Consider the following 16,064-nt stretch of genomic DNA (forward strand, 5'->3'; position numbering starts at 1 on the left):
GATTTTTGGGTTCACCGAAATGATTTTTGAGTTCGCCGAAATGATTTTTGGGTTCGCCGAAATGATTTTTGGGTTCACCGAAATGATTTTTGAGTTCGCCGAAATGATTTTTGAGTCCGCCGAAACGATTTAGAGCATCCCAATTTTTGAAAAAACAAGAGCGACTAGAAGTCGCGACCACACAAACATAGACGCCCGTAGGACCAATACGGTTCGGTTAAGAATTTTTCGTCATAATTTTGGACATGTAGAGACGTTGCACTGCAACGTCTCTACAGGGTTTAAACGTCAATTGATTTGTCTTATCCGAACCGTATTGCCCGTAGGACGGCTTCCCATTCGCCATCAGAGCCAGCCTACGCAGGCTACAACTAGTCCACGCAGGCGGACTTAGTTTGTCTAGACCCAGACTTCCAGTATGCGGGGATCTTAAACATTTGAGATACTCCCACAGAGAATCCCAATTACTTACGCCTCTCCCCCAACAACTACATCGCGTATTCGCAGACTTGGGCCGCCACAACCTACAGATAAACCATTTTGTCCACCTTTGCCACAACCACCGGATTCGTCCCAGTAAAAGTCGTCACCGATTGCTTCTATATCTGTGAGGGTTTGAAATACGTTTCCTGAAAGAGTGACATCTTTTACTGGTTCGGCTATTTTCCCATTTCTAATCATCCAAGCTTCCCCAGCACTAAAGGTGAACATTTCGCCGTTAGTCATTCCACCCAACCAGTTACGGGCATAAACTCCTTCTTTGATACCACTAAATAAATCAGCTACAGGTGTTTTACCTTTTTCTATCCATGTGTTAGTCATGCGGACAATGGGTGCATAGTGATAATTAAGACATCTAGCATTACCTGTTGCCGCTTCTCCTAATTTCCCTGCGGTTTCGCGAGAATGCAATCTTCCGACTAATACTCCATCTTGAATTAACTGCGTAGTTGTCGCAGGTGTTCCCTCATCATCATATAAATAACTACCTCTGTGTCCAGTGGGGGCTGCACCATCAAAAATTTGCAATTCTTTTGGGCCAAACCTGCGTCCAATCGTCATAATTTCCAGCAAATCTGGGTTTTCGTAAGCCATATCTGCTTCTGAAAGATGTCCAAAAGCTTCGTGGACAAATAAACCAGTGAGAATGGGATCAATAACTACAGTGTAGGTATTACCTTTGACTGATGGTAGTGCTAAGGCTGCTACTGCTCTTTGAGCGGCGCTTTTGACTTGGGTGTCTAAGTTGGTTAAATCTTCAAAAGCTTGGCGAGAACCGATGGTTTCTCTACCAGTTTGGACAGTATCACCATCTCTGGCTGTGGCAGCAAAGCGCATTTCCATATCTACCCAAGATTGTTCAATGAAAGTACCTTCATTGGTAGCAATTATTACTCTTTGACTGATATCACTGTAGCGTACAGATGTGGTGCTGATGCGATAGTCTACACTTTCGAGGAGATTACAATAGCGATCGCACAATTCTTTTTTGCGAGTCAAGGAAATATATCGCGGATTAGTACCTGTCAAAGGTAATTGACAGACAGCTTGCACTGGTTCAATGGGAGCAAGTACAGTTTCTTCATCACCAACCATTCGCGCCGCAGCAATTGCTTCTTCGATGCGTTCAGCAATTGTTGTCAAGCGGTTGAAACTGCTGAATCCCCATCCACCTTTATAAGCAGCACGAACATGTCCACCGATGGAGATAGCTTCGCTGAGGGTTTCGACTTTTTCGCCACGCAAAAATATATCTGTACCTTCAGCTTCTTCTAGGCGAATCATTAAATAATCTACCTTCGATGAATAGCGTTCTAGTAAATCAGAAATTAAATTTTGCACATCCACAAGTAAGCTAGGCATTTGGCTGCTAGGAACAACGACGACTTGAATTTATTCTCCGATAAAGTGTGATCACACAAGGGAGAACACAGAAGTAGATATTTTTTGATCGTTTATCCTGTATTCTTTTTTAATGCGATCGCCATAGAGCGTACAGAAAGCCTTGATTATTTATCCTTGATGTGCTTAAAAATGCAAGAAAAGCTGCCAAAAATCTTTAAGTTAGAGGCAGGTAATGCCAGTAAAAATGTTTTGCTGTTGGCAGGAATCTTTTTTTTCCTGTGTCTGTTATTTACCCTGCACCGCTACTATAGTTTTTACGCTTCCTTCGACCAAGGCATTTTTAACCAAGTTTTTTGGAATAATCTGCATGGTCGCTTTTTTGAGAGTTCTCTTTCTTCTAGTCTTTCTACAAATGTAGTTCATGCTGGTGAAATTGCCACAGTATATTATCATCGGCTTGGGCAACACTTCACACCAGCGTTGTTGCTGTGGCTACCAATTTACGCCTTGTTTCCTTCTCCTGCAACTTTGACTGTTTTGCAAGTCACGCTGATCACGGCGGCGGGTTTAGTGCTATACGTACTAGCTAGGCAATATCTCCAACCACGATTAGCAGTCATGATTACCGCCAGCTTTTACGCTGCGAATGCGGTGATCGGCCCGACTTTAAGTAACTTTCACGACATTTGCCAGATTCCCTTGTTTGTATTTACCCTGCTGCTAGCAATGGAAAAACGCTGGTGGTGGTTATTTTGGTTGATGGCAGTTTTGATTTTAGCTGTGCGGGAAGATGCTGGTATAGGATTATTTGGGGTGGGAGTTTACATGATTTTGAGTCAACGCTTCCCCCGCGCTGGCGTTGCTGTGTGTATCCTCAGTTTTGGTTACATATTGGTGTTGACTAATAAAATCATGCCTCTGTTTTCTGAAGATGCTTCACGCCGATTTGCGATCGAACGATTTGGACAATATATTGATGGTGATCAAGGCTCGACTTTAGATATTATTCGGGGCATGATAACTAATCCTGTGCAGTTTTTGGTAGAATTAGTCACACCAATAGATGGAACAATTAAGTATTTACTTGGTCAATGGTTGCCCTTAGCATTTGTACCTGCTGTTGCGCCTGGTTCTTGGATGATAGCTGGGTTTCCATTATTACAATTATTCATCAGCCGGGGCGAATCTGTTCTTTCGATTACGATTCGTTATGCCTTAACTGTAGTTCCAGGATTATTTTACGGGTCTATTCTCTGGTGGTCGCAGCGTCAGCAAAAATATAAACCTTCATTTCGCCGCTTGTGGATAGGTTGTATTTGTCTATCTTTGTTTTTTAGCTTCACATCTAACCCAAATCGCACTTTTTACTTTCTGATTCCTGATTCCGTAAAACCACTAGTATATGTGTCATTGCCACAACAATGGCAGCATGTAAATCAGATGCGTTCCTTGCTAGCACAAATTCCCTCTGATGCTAGTGTATCTGCAACAACTTATTTGGTTCCCCATCTTTCTAGTCGGCGAGAAATCCTACGTTTACCTGCTTTAGAACTACGTGATGATGCTCAAAAAGTGATCAAAGTAGATTATGCGATCGCTGATCTTTGGCAGTTACAAAAGTATCAAGCTGCATTTAAAAGCGATCGCCGTTTATTAAAAGATTTAGTACCACAGATTGACCAGCTCACCAATAATCGCGAATATGGAATCATCAGCTTTCAAGATGGCGTCATTCTCTTAAAAAAAGCTGCCAGTTCGGACACAAAAGCAGCAGCAGCTTGGTTACAATTCCGGCAAGAGTTGGTGGAAAAGGATCGGGGATTCTCCAGAGGAGACGCACTCGCGTTCGGGGATTGGGGATCGGGGAAGGGAGAAAAATATATATCTCATCCTACCTACCTAATGACTAATGACTAATGATTAATGACCAATGACCAATGACCAATTTTAGAGAAATGTAAAGGCTTGGGGGATTGCATCCAATGAAAATACTAGTGCTGAGTTGGGAATTTCCACCCCGTATTGTTGGAGGAATTGCGCGTCATGTCTCAGAGTTGTACCCAGAACTCGTTAAGTTAGGACATGAAGTTCATCTGATCACACCTGAATTTGGTCATGCACCCATGTATGAATTAGTGGAAGGGGTGTGTGTGCATCGGATTCCTGTAGCTGGTGGAAATGACTTTTTCCACTGGGTAGTAAACATGAACCAAAGTATGGGTAGTCATGGCGGAAAATTGATCTCGGAGGAAGGGCCTTTTGATATTATCCATGCTCATGATTGGTTAGTGGCAGATGCGGCGATCGCTCTCAAGCATACTTTTAAAGTTCCTCTGATTGCCACAATCCACGCTACTGAATACGGACGCTACAACGGTATTTATACTGCTACTCAATGTTATATAAGTAGTAAAGAAGAACTATTAGCCTACAACGCTTGGCGAGTGATCGTCTGCACCGACTACATGCGCCGGGAAGTAGAACGGGCGTTACACAGTCCTTGGGATAAAATTGACGTTATTTATAACGGTATCCGTCCAGAAAAGAAACGCCACCACGAAGATTTTCACGCCTTAGACTTCCGTCGGCAATTTGCTGAAGATGGCGAAAAAATTGTTTACTATGTCGGTCGCATGACCTATGAAAAGGGTGTATCCTCACTGCTAGCTGCGGCTCCTAGAGTTTTGTGGGAAATGGGTGGTTATGTTAAGTTTGTAATTATTGGTGGTGGAAATACTGATCATCTCAAAAAACAAGCTTGGGATACAGGCATTTGGGATAAATGTTATTTTACAGGCTTTATGTCTGATGACTACTTAGATAAATTTCAAACTATCGCTGACTGTGCTGTTTTCCCTAGTCTTTACGAACCCTTTGGCATTGTGGCGTTAGAAAGCTTTGCTTCTCGTGTACCCGTAGTTGTATCTGACACTGGTGGGTTTCCTGAAGTAGTACAACATACAAAAACAGGTATTATCACGTATACTAATAATCCTAATTCTCTGGCGTGGGGAATTTTGGAAGTGCTAAAAAACCCCGGATATCGGCAATGGTTGACTGATAATGCTTACGAAGATTTGGAACGGCGCTTTAGCTGGCCAAAATTAGGTAAGCAAACAGAACAGGTGTATGAGCGAGTGCTACATGAGCGATCGCTCATAGTTTGGTAGGAGTTTGAATGCACACCAGACGCAAAGAAATATAGTTCTTTGCGTCTTTTATCTTTTACAAATAAGAAGCTACGGTTAAACTAGTCGCGATCGCACAAGCAACTAATAAGATTAATCTTTCTTTTGCTGTTAATCTTGAATCTACAGGTAGTTCTCCTGTATAACCACGAGCTACCATTGCTGCATAAACTCGCTCTGCTCTTGCTAAACTGCGGAGATACAAACTACCAATCATTGCTGCACTAGCGTAACGTAACCATCCACCAGGGCCATTAATACCTCGCAATTGAGCAGCACGCTGCATTCTCTGGACTTCTGACAATAAAATTTCTAAGTATTGTCCTGCTAACAATAAACTTTGTTTCAAACCACTCGGAACAGGTAGAGCTTTAAGAGCAATACCAAAACTGTGTGGTGGTAAAGTTAGCAAAAAACTATTCATTGTCAGCAAGCAAACCAGAGAACGAACCAACAAAAAACTGGCTCGTTCCCATCCTAAAGGCAAAGCCACTAATGACAGAAATATTAATTCTGTACCCAACAAACCTGTGAGTTGAGGAATGGGGGCGCTTAATAAGACAGCCCAAATCAGTGCAATAGAAGCATATGCAGCTAGCCATTCCCAAGCTTCATACTTTAATAAAGCTGCTCCAATTACAATAACTAGAGATAGCTGCAAGCGTAAAGGTAAGGGTAAGGAAAGTTTAAGCATTCTTTGGTTTCACTACCTGAGCAATACCAAAAGCAACACCAAAGCAAACGATTGATCCAATAATCCCAGCAATACTTGTACCGAGTGAACCCAATCCTTCTATGCCATAATCGGCTAGAGGTGTTGGTACTATCACTCTCACCTGATCGGCGAGGTTAATAAAGCCTAAGTTTTCAGCAACTCTTTCTAAACCATCTGGCCATGCGGAAGCAACCAAGGAAACTAAACCAGAAATCAAAAGAATACTTACTACTGGTATTACCCACCCTCTTAATTGTCGTTCTTCTCCAGGTAACAAATCTGGTCGAACTGTGGCTAGGTAAGTCAATACGCCTCCGGTAATCAAACCCTCGCCAATTCCAATCAAAATGTGTACACCAGTCATCGCTGGTAAAGCTAATCCTAAAGGTGCTGTTCCCGAAATAGCCAACTCAAGCGCGCAGGCGATCGCAGCCACAACCACACTCACAGCAGCAGCGATTCCAGCTGCTAATGGTAAGCGGCTTTTGTAACCCCCAAATAATCGCTGTAAAGTTTGGGTTAAACTCCAACCAACCCAGACTCCCACTATTGCCATGTTAAAAATATTTGCTCCCAAAGCAGTGATTCCCCCGTCAGCAAACAGCACAGCCTGAATAATTAAAACCGTGGCGATGCATATTGTACCTGCCCAAGGATTACCAAGGATAATTGCTGCGAGAGTTCCTCCTAGTAAGTGACCACTAGTACCGCCTGCAACAGGAAAATTAATCATCTGAGCAGCAAAAATAAAGGCAGTAGTTAAACCCAAAATGGGTGCGTGTTTAATTCCAAAAGCATCTCGCGATCGCGTTAATGAAATACCCAACATCGCCACACTTACCACACCAGTAACTGCTGCTACTGGCGGAGAAATAAAACCATCAGGAATATGCATTAGGTTCCCCTGTTTTTGTTTTTATTTGCACAAATAAATTCTTAATAGCCGCAGTTCAAACTAATTCTTAAAAAAACAAAATTTACCCCTTTTCTGCAATGCCCTCTTAGGGGATTTTATACTCTTACTTCCGGATTATTGACAAGAAAATTTGTATAAAATGATTTACTTATGCTTTTGATTGTTAAAAATTATAAGTAAACAATTAGTACTTGTATGACATATACAGTAATTCTAGCTAAACGACTCGGCCGTAATGTACCGATAGCATAGTGCCGAAAAGCACGATCACTACATCTATGGCACACCGAAACACAATCCATGAAGCCCATCTTTGCCGATATCTTGAGAGCGCGATCGCTTCTGATTTTTGGATAAAGCAAGGAAGATTTCTAAAAATAAAGAAATTCATTGAAGATTCGCTGTTGTAATTGCTCTAAAATAGCTTTATCTTTAGTCAGTTCATTAAAAGCACCTAACATTTCACAAATTAAAGGCACTCCTAGCTGCAATTCCTCAAGAATTTCGCGTTGAGTAAACACATCCTCTGGTTTTCCTTCCAGCACCAGCCTTCCTCGATCCATCACAAATATCCAATCTGCCCAACGATAAACTAAATCAAGATCATGGCTTGCCATAACTATTGTTGTGCCAGCAGCATGGATATTTTGTAAAGTCGTCATCAACTTACGAGTATGCAATCTATCTAAATATGCTGTGGGTTCATCTAACAATAATAACTCTGGTTTGAGAACCATCACATCTGCGATCGATACTCGCTTTTTTTGACCTAAACTTAAATGATGTACAGGTCTTTGAGCAAGTTCTATTAAATCAAATTCAATTAATGATTGCTCAACTAGTTGTTGAATTTCAATCTCTGGCAAACCCAAATTACATAATCCATAAGAAATATCTTCTTCCACTGTAGAAGCAACTAGTTGTTGTTCTGGGTCTTGAAAAACAACGCCAACTTTCTGACGCAATTTTACTAAAGATTTGCGGTTATATTGTAGAGGCATTCTTTGCCAAATAATTTTACCTCTATCTGGTTTGTATAAACCATTAGCTAATAAAAAAAGAGTAGTTTTTCCACAACCATTTTGACCAATTAATGCACATCTTTTTTTCGCTGGAATTTTGAAATTGAGATTATTAATTGCCGATTCTTTAGCGCCTGAATAAGTATAATCTACTTGTTCAAATTCGAGTAACCATTCCTGCATTCTGCCCCCATTCTAATACTATTAATAAAGCGCAACCAAAAATAGCTTCTATTGTATAACGCTTTGATTGATGATAACGATGGGGATGCCAAACTCGCAATTCTCCATTAAAACCCCTGGATTCTAAACTCAAGCAAACTTGACGATAGTTTTCTATTGTGCGTTTGAGAAGTTGTCCAATTAATAGTGCTAAACTTCTCATCCCTGTAGCAAAATTACAGTATCCTCCACGGGCTTGTTGAGCAACCCATAACTCAGAAGCTGTGTTTAACAATACAAAAATAAAGCGATACATCAGTAATAACAATTCTGTAATTATTACTGGACAACCTATATGTCTTAGAGTTTGCAAGAGTGCAGTAAAAGGAATAGTCAGAACAATAAAATACAAACAACAAAGAGAAGCTAAAGCTCGCGTTAAAATTGTTAAACCCTGTACAGCACCATGATGACTGATATATAAGTAATAGTTGCCAAAGGCTAATCCTATAATTGAGTCATTTTCTACTAAATTGAGATGAGATATTTCTATTACATTAATAACTAAAGCAGGTAGACTGGTTAACCAAAAAAAAGTTGCTACGTAAATTAATTTAAAATATATTTTGCTAGGAATACCCGCATAAATTACTGTCCAAATACTCATCCAAACTGCAATCAGGATTTGTACAAAAGGATGAGCAAAGGCAGCAACTATCAACATAACAGTTGCAAACAGTAATTTTTGTTCAGGTGGCAACCAACACAAGCGATTAGTATAAGCTAGGGTATCAATCTGAATTTTCATTATGATGATTTTGTTGTTCTGAACGCCCTTTATAAAGTCCAATTACATAACCAATGACACCAGCGCCCGCAGCCGCTTGCACGGCAAATAAGAGGCTTTGTACTTCAGAACTAGATATTTGAATTAATGAATTAAACCAAGGTTCATATTTAGGCTGTATCTCTTTAATAGCTTCTTGAGCTTTGCCATCTGCACCACCAAATTCTGCATCTTTGAGTACCACCAATGGTGTTGCTGACAATGCAACTACAGCTAATAGTAATAACCAATTATTCCATTTATGTTTTTGATTTTTTGATTTTGAATGAGTCATACAATTAATAGTCCATAATTATGTGTAACTCTCTGGTAGTCCAACCAATCAAATTTATCTAGTTTGTAGTAAGCACTTTATTGCTTAATAGAGCGATAAATCGCTCACTACGAACCTTTTAAAACTTAGCTTGACAGAGTATTAATCACAGCAATTCTTCTGAGCGCAGGGTAATAAGAAATTACCAGTTTCTATCTGAATTGTGGTGTGTTCAATGCCAAACTTATCATGTAAATCCATCCTGATTCGAGATAAGAAAGCATCACCAGGATTACCAGTAAGCATAACCAAGTGTGCTGTTAATGCTGACTCGGTGGTACTCATGGCCCAAATATGCAAATCATGCACAGCAACCACACCAGAAAGTTCCGCTAAGTAAGTACGTACTGCTGACAAATCTATTCCTTGAGGAACAGCATCAAGTACCAAATCTAATGACTGAGATAACAACTTCCAAGTGCCAACTAAAATTACCACAACAATAATTAAGCTGATCACTGGATCGAACCATAGCCAGTTAGTTGTGATAATGGCGATACCAGCTAAAACCACACCTAAAGATACTAAGGCATCAGCCACCATATGTAAAAATGCTGCTTTAATGTTTAAATCTCGCTCTTTACCAGACATGAACATTGCAGCTGTAATGCCATTAATCACAATCCCGACAAGGGCTACAGTAATGATAGTGTTTCCAGTCACTGGTATGGGGTTACTCAAGCGTTGAATCGCTTCTATGGCGATCGCTCCCATCGCGACCAACAGTAAACAAGCGTTGAGAAGAGCAGCTAAGATCGAAGAACGACGTAATCCGTAAGTATAACGCTTCGTTGGGCGACGACGAGCCAGCCAAGTTGCACCCCAAGCCAGTATTAACCCCAGCACATCACTAAGATTGTGACCAGCATCCGCAGTTAAAGCTAAAGAGTTCGTCAGAAAACCAAATACTGCTTCAACGATCACAAATCCCATATTCAGGATAATACCAATCATAAAGGCACGATTGTAAGTGAGCTGATGGTGGTGGTCGTGGTGATGATGGATGGACATAGCTATGGGAGGAAAATGTCTATTCTGCTAAATAATATATGAATACATGTTCATGTATTGTGTGACATCCTAACCCATCGTCTGAAGTCATTACAAGTTGGTGATCAGTGATTAGCCATACCTGATGTTATTCATCTTGCTTGATTAGCTGCAACATTTCTAATTCTTGACGACCATAATTAGCCAGCCAGTTCCATACTAGTACGGTTAACAAGCCTTCACTAATTGCTAAAGGGACTTGTGTGACAGCAAAGATGCTGGCAAATTTGACAAAGGAAGCGACGATCCCACCGACTGGTGCGGGAAATGCTAAAGCTAATTGGATCGAAGTCACGATATAAGTGACCAAATCTGCGATCGCAGCAGCCAGAAATATTGCTAATCTTTGTTTACCTGTTGTCATCACTAAGCGATAAATCCAATAAGCAACAAACGGCCCGGCGATCGCCATCGAAAATGCATTCGCTCCCAATGTCGTCAAACCACCGTGAGCCAAGAGCAATGCTTGAAATAAAAGTACCAAACTACCAAGTACAGACATGGCTAAAGGGCCAAATAGTATTGCTCCTAATCCTGTACCTGTAGGATGAGAACAACTACCTGTCACCGATGGCATTTTTAAGGCAGATAGCACAAACGTAAATGCTCCCGCCAATGCTAAGAGTAATTTTAATTGCGGGTTTGCTTGGGTAATGTGTGATATTCGCCGCAACCCCAACACAAAAAATGGCAAAGCAACTATCCACCAAAAAACTGCCCATTTTACAGGTAAAAAGCCTTCCATGATGTGCATCGCATAGGCTGGTGCTGCTGCACTCACAACTATATAAAAGCTGAAAATCCCTAGCAGGATTGATAATACACCTTTTACCTTCAAAATAATTCTCAAAATCAGCCATCCCTTGAAGATATATAAGGATTTAGTTTATATTGGTAACTTTTATTCTTCAACTATTTATATCATGATTATCATTATCATAATTTTCCGAAATAAATATTTATAGGCTTTTCGCAGGTTGGGAATAGTAGCTTGATTTCCGTCCTTTTGTTTTAGTGTCACGGGTGTTCAGATCCCCGACTTCGCAAAAATTGTCGGGGATGTATATTCGGTTGAAGACAAAAAAGAATTATTGACAATAATTTTTAATTCCTATATGAATATAAATTAGTTGCAAAAAATTTGCAGTTTGCTTTTTGCTGCAAATTATTACTGATAGTATCATGCCTGACTACTTTGCTCTTAATCAAGAAAAATTGTTAAATCGCCGTCAACTGTTAAAACTAGGATTAGCAGGTGCAGGCGTTACTGGTGCAGCTGTGGTATGGGATAGGTTAGCAGCACAAAAGCAATTGGTGAGAGTACCACCTTTAGAGACAGAGGAAAATACCAACAGCGCTGTCAACCCAGTACAAGTATTGCGAAATTTTGATTATGGGACGCTGAAGCGAGAAAATGGGCGGACAATCCGAGAATTTCGCTTAACTGCTGGTACTTCCGAGATTCAACTTAATAGTGCTGTATCGTACAATATCTGGGATTTGAATGGTCGTATCCCTGGGCCGACACTGAGAGCAAAACAAGGCGATCGCGTACGGATATTGTTCCTCAACCAAGCTGGACATTCCCACTCTTTACATTTTCATGGTATTCACCCCGCAGAAATGGACGGTGTTCGTCCAGTAAGCAATGGTAGCGCCACAATTTACGAATTTGATGCTGAACCCTTTGGTGTTCATCTCTATCACTGTCACATTGAACCCGTGACTCGACATATTGCCAAAGGATTATACGGCATGTTTATAGTTGATCCGCCCAAGCCTCGTCCAAGCGCAGATGAAATTGTATTAATAATGGCTGGGTATGACGTCAATGACGATAACCACAATGAGTATTACGCCTTTAATGGTTTACCTCATTACTACATGGATAATCCGATTCCCATTTACCAAAATCAGTTGATTCGATTATATGTTCTCAACATTATTGAATTTGATCCCGCAGTGACATTTCACTTGCACGCTAATTTTTTTGATGTTTATCCGACTGGAATGACTTTGACTCCCAGCCAAAAAAGCGATGTAGTGACGATGGGTGTAGCAGAACGTCACATCTTAGAATTTGCTTTTCGTTATCCAGGTAAGTATATGTTTCATCCCCATCAAGATGCGATCGCAGAAAACGGATGTATGGGTTTATTTGAAGTCGTTGCTGATAAAAATTCCCAAAATATAGCGAAGAATACTTAAGCAAAATTGCAATATTGACCAAGTAGAGACGCGAAATTTCGCGTCTCTACTCCAGCGATTTGTTAAGTTGCGACATCTAACCGATAAACATCCATCTCAATACCATGAAAAATTGTTTTCCTTTCGTATCTCATCCCCAACTTTTCAAGCACTCTCACTGATGCTGTATTTGCTCGCTCGACAATTCCAAAAATGTATGGAAACTTGATTTCCTCAAATCCATATTGAATGGTTGCTGATGCTGCTTCAGTTGCTAACCCCCTACCCCAAAACTCTGGGTCTAATCGATATCCAATCTCTGGTTCAGCTACATTATCAATTTGGTCGATTGTAATTCCACAGTAACCAATCAATTCGTTAGTTTGTTTGAAAATGATAGCCCACTTCCCGAATCCAAATGCTTTGTATGAAGTGATGAAACTGTCTATTTTCGCTTGCGTTTGGGAAACTGAGAGAATCCCACTAACAGAAAATTCCATGACTCGTGAATTTGCAAGAATTGGTGCAAGTTGATAGACGTCTTTTTGCTGGAAGTCTCTGAGGATAAGACGTTGTGTTTCTAGCCAAACCATGACTCAAAGTAGCCTAACAGGGAAATTAGCAACGTTTACCCTTTGTATCTGAAGAATTATTGATAATTAATCTTAGTTTTATCACAATTAATTTGAAACTAATTATTAAATTTCACCTGATCAAATAGTCAAATAGTTGATAAAAACTCTTACTAGATGCAAGAATAACTTAGCAAAATCTAAGACAAGATGTCAAATATCACCATAGCAGTTTGACATATGCAACTGCTGATATAGCTAAAAAACGCTTTTACTTACTTGCTTTTACAGATCCCCAGGAGCAAAGATGAAAAATTTTCGTTACGTATGTTTGGCTGTCGCTGCTTGTGCGATTGTGACTCTGAGTTCTTGTAATGATGGTGGTACTTCAACCACAGAAAATTCACCAGCAGCTAGCACTCCCAACTCTGTTGCACAAACAACAGAAGCAGTAAGTCATAGCGGTCATGGTAGCAAAAAACAAATTAACATCAATACAGCTATCTTGTCTGAGTTGGATAAATTTGAGGCGCAGCTAGGTGTACCAGCATTATCGAATAAAATTCAGGCAAATCGCCCTTATGCTAGTCCAGAGGAATTAGTTAGCAAGAAAGTTATTAGCCAAGAACAGTTTGACAAAATAAAGGATCAAGTAACTGTTCAGGAAGTGGTTTTGACTGGGGAAGCCAAAGATGTAGATTACATGACCAAGCTAGGATTGATGAAAGGACATTTACTTGTCGCCCAAGAACTTTTGGATCAAAATCAACCAAAACAAGCAGAACCTCATATTGGACACCCAGTAGAAGAAATTTATGTTGATGTAGAAGATCAATTAAATGATCGCAAAGTCAAAGAATTCAAGACAACTTTGGTGAGTTTGCAAGATTTGGTGAAATCTAACCCCAAAGATGCCAAAGTCAAAACTAATTTTACTACTTCTATGGAGTCAGTAGATGGAGCGATCGCAGCATTACCAGAAGGACAACGCACTCAACCTTCATTTGTACTCCAGGTAATTAACGGTTTGTTAGATTCTGCAAACTCAGAATATGGTGCAGCGATCGCCGATGGTAAAATAGCCGCAGCCATTGAATATCAAGATTCCCGTGGTTTTGTACTCTACGCCGACGAATTGTATCAAGATATCTCTAGCCAAATGGCAAAAGATCATCCAGACGCAGACAAAGCAATTCAGGCGAGTATGACTCAACTGAAAAAAACTTGGCCTACCGTGATTCCACCAGCCAAGCCAATTAATACCCCAGAAGAAGTCACCAAAGAAATAAAAGCGATCGAATCAGAATCTCAAAAAGTGATTGACAATTCCAAAACCCAAGCACAGCGATAGTAAGTTCGTAGTAAGTTCGTAGTAAGGACTTTAGTCCTCAAAATCAGGACTAGAGTCGCTTACCCTTGACTTTTTGTTCCAAGGTCAGAGCTTAAAATTTAGTCATCACCAAAAACTTCTGACTTCTAGCGTAGACTTAAGATACTGATGCAAGAACTTGACCAAAAGAAGACTATCGACCTGCTCAACGCCATCATGGAGTTTGAATTGGCAGGAGTTGTGCGTTACACTCATTACTCTTTGATGGTAACTGGTCCGAATCGTATTCCGATTGTTACCTTTTTTAAGGCCCAAGCCAGTGAATCTTTACTTCATGCTCAACAAGTAGGAGAAATTCTCACAGGTTTAGAAGGACATCCAACCCTGAAAATTACACCAATCGAAGAAAGTTACAAGCATTCAGTAAAACATATTTTGGAAGAAAGCTTGTCACACGAGAAGAAAGCACTAGACCTGTATAAAAACTTGCTTGATACAGTCAGAGATGCCAGCATTTATCTTGAAGAATTTGCTCGAACTATGATCGGTCAGGAAGAGATGCATAATCTTGAACTGAAGAAAATGTTACGCGATTTTAGTTAGTAGTCAATGGTCATTGGTCATTAGTCATTAGTTATTAGCTAGTGACTAATGACACAATGACAAAGGACAAATGACAAAGGACAAATGATGAACTTTAGTACTGCTCTACCTACTTTTGTAATTACACTCCGAGAAGGAGTGGAAGCAGCCTTAGTCGTTGGTATTGTCTTGGCTTTGTTGAAAAAAGCTAAACAATCCCGACTCAACCCTTGGGTGTATGCTGGTGTCGGTGTTGGTATTGCCTTAAGTGCGCTGATTGGTTTGCTATTTAGTTGGGTAATACAAGTATTGGGAGCAATTAATCCCCAGTACACATCTGTAGTTGAACCATTAATGGAAGCTGTCTTCAGTTTACTGGCGATCGCTATGCTCAGTTGGATGCTAATCTGGATGACCAAACAAGCCAGATTTATGAAAGCTCAAGTAGAGGGAGCGGTGACAGATGCTTTAAAAGATAATACTAATGCTGGTTGGGGTGTTTTTAGCTTAATTTTAATTGCCGTTGTCCGTGAAGGCTTTGAAACAGTTTTATTCATTGCTGCTAATTTTCAACAAGGACTAATTCCTGCACTTGGTGCTATTGGCGGGATTGCAGTTGCAGCAGCAATTGGTGTGCTTTTATTTAAATGGGGAGTGAAAATTAACATCCGCCAATTTTTCCAGGTAATGGGTGTTTTGCTGGTATTAATTGTTGGTGGATTAGTCATTTCTGCATTACATAATTTTGATGAAGCTGCTGCTAATTATGCTCTTAGTAATCGCGCTTCCGAAAGCCTTTGTTTTTACTACGAAAGATTTACTAAAATTCATTCTTGTATACTAGGGCCAATGGTTTGGAATACAGCCAATATTCTGCCAGAAGAAAAATTCCCTGGCATTGTAATTAAAGCCCTGTTTGGCTACAGAGAACATCTTTATGTTGTACAGGCAGTTGGATACGTAGTATTTTTACTAACTATTGGAGGTTTATATTTCCGTGGTATTACGGCTGGTTTACCTCAAGGTGGAAAGAGCATTTCAGCAGGACAAAAACCTATTGGTTCAGCCAAGGAATAGGGCTTGAGGATCTGGTGGGATTAAAGACAAGGGAAGGGGGACACGGGGACACGTAAAAATAACGGGAGCTTGGTAGCCCCTTCTGCATTAAGTTCATTGAATCGAAGGCTAATTCCTCCTCTGTTGCCTGTTAAGAGTTCCCGCCCTGAAGGGGCTTGGTCAGCGAGTATCAAACACTCGTCGTCGAGTATCAAAGACCCGTCGTCGAGTATCAAAGACCCGTCGTCGAGTATCAAAGACCCGTCGTCGAGTATCAAA

15 protein-coding genes are annotated in these 16,064 nt (G+C 40.4%); 6 read left to right on the top strand and 9 right to left on the bottom strand.

The window, feature by feature from the left end:
- Positions 1–468: 468 nt before the first annotated feature.
- The gene (locus AC5JMK_RS04665) at positions 469–1,863 is read right to left on the bottom strand and encodes a TldD/PmbA family protein (RefSeq protein ID WP_096676994.1); all 1,395 of its coding nucleotides are present in this window, start codon (positions 1,861–1,863) and stop codon (positions 469–471) included.
- A 171-nt stretch (positions 1,864–2,034) separates the two neighbouring features.
- Here AC5JMK_RS04665 and AC5JMK_RS04670 point away from each other — a divergent pair, with 171 nt between their 5' ends.
- Positions 2,035–3,762 carry a DUF2079 domain-containing protein gene (locus tag AC5JMK_RS04670; RefSeq protein ID WP_495909499.1) on the top strand — a complete coding sequence of 576 codons (1,728 nt, stop codon included), beginning with the start codon at positions 2,035–2,037 and terminating at the stop codon, positions 3,760–3,762.
- 65 nt (positions 3,763–3,827) lie between these two features.
- Positions 3,828–5,015 (top strand): glycosyltransferase family 4 protein, encoded by a 1,188-nt coding sequence (locus AC5JMK_RS04675; protein WP_096676993.1) that lies wholly within the window; start codon positions 3,828–3,830, stop codon positions 5,013–5,015.
- A gap of 55 nt (positions 5,016–5,070) precedes the next feature.
- On the opposite strand, the gene AC5JMK_RS04680 is transcribed toward AC5JMK_RS04675, so the two are convergent.
- The 7 genes from AC5JMK_RS04680 to AC5JMK_RS04710 form a co-directional block, all read right to left on the bottom strand.
- Positions 5,071–5,727, bottom strand: a complete 657-nt coding sequence (locus AC5JMK_RS04680; RefSeq protein WP_096676992.1) for an energy-coupling factor transporter transmembrane component T family protein — start codon at positions 5,725–5,727, stop codon at positions 5,071–5,073.
- Positions 5,720–6,643, bottom strand: coding sequence for an energy-coupling factor ABC transporter permease (locus AC5JMK_RS04685; protein ID WP_096676991.1), 924 nt, complete (start codon positions 6,641–6,643; stop codon positions 5,720–5,722). The genes AC5JMK_RS04680 and AC5JMK_RS04685 overlap by 8 nt, the downstream gene beginning before the upstream one ends.
- A 392-nt stretch (positions 6,644–7,035) precedes the next feature.
- Entirely contained in the window at positions 7,036–7,869 is an 834-nt protein-coding gene (locus AC5JMK_RS04690; protein WP_096676990.1) for an energy-coupling factor ABC transporter ATP-binding protein, read from the bottom strand.
- On the bottom strand, positions 7,844–8,656 hold the full coding sequence (gene cbiQ, locus AC5JMK_RS04695) for a cobalt ECF transporter T component CbiQ (protein WP_096676989.1): 813 nt from the start codon (positions 8,654–8,656) through the stop codon (positions 7,844–7,846). The genes AC5JMK_RS04690 and cbiQ overlap by 26 nt, the downstream gene beginning before the upstream one ends.
- On the bottom strand, positions 8,640–8,969 hold the full coding sequence (locus AC5JMK_RS04700) for an energy-coupling factor ABC transporter substrate-binding protein (RefSeq protein WP_096676988.1): 330 nt from the start codon (positions 8,967–8,969) through the stop codon (positions 8,640–8,642). Before AC5JMK_RS04700 ends, cbiQ begins: the two co-directional genes overlap by 17 nt.
- Positions 8,970–9,110: 141 nt before the next feature.
- Positions 9,111–10,019 carry a cation diffusion facilitator family transporter gene (locus AC5JMK_RS04705; RefSeq protein ID WP_495909495.1) on the bottom strand — a complete coding sequence of 303 codons (909 nt, stop codon included), beginning with the start codon at positions 10,017–10,019 and terminating at the stop codon, positions 9,111–9,113.
- A gap of 127 nt (positions 10,020–10,146) precedes the next feature.
- Positions 10,147–10,896 (bottom strand): energy-coupling factor ABC transporter permease, encoded by a 750-nt coding sequence (locus tag AC5JMK_RS04710; RefSeq protein ID WP_495909496.1) that lies wholly within the window; start codon positions 10,894–10,896, stop codon positions 10,147–10,149.
- 344 nt (positions 10,897–11,240) lie between these two features.
- On the opposite strand from AC5JMK_RS04710, the gene AC5JMK_RS04715 reads away from it, so the two are divergent.
- Positions 11,241–12,266 (top strand): multicopper oxidase domain-containing protein, encoded by a 1,026-nt coding sequence (locus AC5JMK_RS04715; RefSeq protein ID WP_495909497.1) that lies wholly within the window; start codon positions 11,241–11,243, stop codon positions 12,264–12,266.
- Between the two features lie 62 nt (positions 12,267–12,328).
- Here the strand turns inward: AC5JMK_RS04715 and AC5JMK_RS04720 are convergent, their stop codons facing one another.
- Positions 12,329–12,838, bottom strand: a complete 510-nt coding sequence (locus AC5JMK_RS04720; RefSeq protein WP_495909498.1) for a GNAT family N-acetyltransferase — start codon at positions 12,836–12,838, stop codon at positions 12,329–12,331.
- Positions 12,839–13,124: 286 nt separating this feature from the next.
- On the opposite strand from AC5JMK_RS04720, the gene AC5JMK_RS04725 reads away from it, so the two are divergent.
- The 3 genes from AC5JMK_RS04725 to AC5JMK_RS04735 all read left to right on the top strand — a co-directional run bounded on the left by AC5JMK_RS04725 (position 13,125) and on the right by AC5JMK_RS04735 (position 15,806).
- Positions 13,125–14,168, top strand: coding sequence for a ComEA family DNA-binding protein (locus AC5JMK_RS04725; RefSeq protein WP_096676983.1), 1,044 nt, complete (start codon positions 13,125–13,127; stop codon positions 14,166–14,168).
- Between the two features lie 147 nt (positions 14,169–14,315).
- The gene (locus AC5JMK_RS04730; RefSeq protein WP_096676982.1) at positions 14,316–14,750 is read left to right on the top strand and encodes a ferritin-like domain-containing protein; all 435 of its coding nucleotides are present in this window, start codon (positions 14,316–14,318) and stop codon (positions 14,748–14,750) included.
- Between the two features lie 87 nt (positions 14,751–14,837).
- On the top strand, positions 14,838–15,806 hold the full coding sequence (locus AC5JMK_RS04735) for an FTR1 family iron permease (RefSeq protein WP_495909500.1): 969 nt from the start codon (positions 14,838–14,840) through the stop codon (positions 15,804–15,806).
- Positions 15,807–16,064: the final 258 nt, after the last annotated feature.

This window comes from Pelatocladus sp., from assembly GCF_059505505.1.

Coding starts and splice junctions, on each gene's coding strand:
- AC5JMK_RS04715 (WP_495909497.1), top strand. CDS start 11,241: ATGCCTGACTACTTTGCTCTTAATCAAGAAAAATTGTTAAATCGCCGT.
- AC5JMK_RS04685 (WP_096676991.1), bottom strand. CDS start 6,643: ATGCATATTCCTGATGGTTTTATTTCTCCGCCAGTAGCAGCAGTTACT.
- AC5JMK_RS04680 (WP_096676992.1), bottom strand. CDS start 5,727: ATGCTTAAACTTTCCTTACCCTTACCTTTACGCTTGCAGCTATCTCTA.
- AC5JMK_RS04675 (WP_096676993.1), top strand. CDS start 3,828: ATGAAAATACTAGTGCTGAGTTGGGAATTTCCACCCCGTATTGTTGGA.
- AC5JMK_RS04705 (WP_495909495.1), bottom strand. CDS start 10,019: ATGTCCATCCATCATCACCACGACCACCACCATCAGCTCACTTACAAT.
- AC5JMK_RS04720 (WP_495909498.1), bottom strand. CDS start 12,838: ATGGTTTGGCTAGAAACACAACGTCTTATCCTCAGAGACTTCCAGCAA.
- AC5JMK_RS04690 (WP_096676990.1), bottom strand. CDS start 7,869: ATGCAGGAATGGTTACTCGAATTTGAACAAGTAGATTATACTTATTCA.
- AC5JMK_RS04670 (WP_495909499.1), top strand. CDS start 2,035: ATGCAAGAAAAGCTGCCAAAAATCTTTAAGTTAGAGGCAGGTAATGCC.
- AC5JMK_RS04700 (WP_096676988.1), bottom strand. CDS start 8,969: ATGACTCATTCAAAATCAAAAAATCAAAAACATAAATGGAATAATTGG.
- AC5JMK_RS04665 (WP_096676994.1), bottom strand. CDS start 1,863: ATGCCTAGCTTACTTGTGGATGTGCAAAATTTAATTTCTGATTTACTA.
- cbiQ (WP_096676989.1), bottom strand. CDS start 8,656: ATGAAAATTCAGATTGATACCCTAGCTTATACTAATCGCTTGTGTTGG.
- AC5JMK_RS04725 (WP_096676983.1), top strand. CDS start 13,125: ATGAAAAATTTTCGTTACGTATGTTTGGCTGTCGCTGCTTGTGCGATT.
- AC5JMK_RS04730 (WP_096676982.1), top strand. CDS start 14,316: ATGCAAGAACTTGACCAAAAGAAGACTATCGACCTGCTCAACGCCATC.
- AC5JMK_RS04735 (WP_495909500.1), top strand. CDS start 14,838: ATGAACTTTAGTACTGCTCTACCTACTTTTGTAATTACACTCCGAGAA.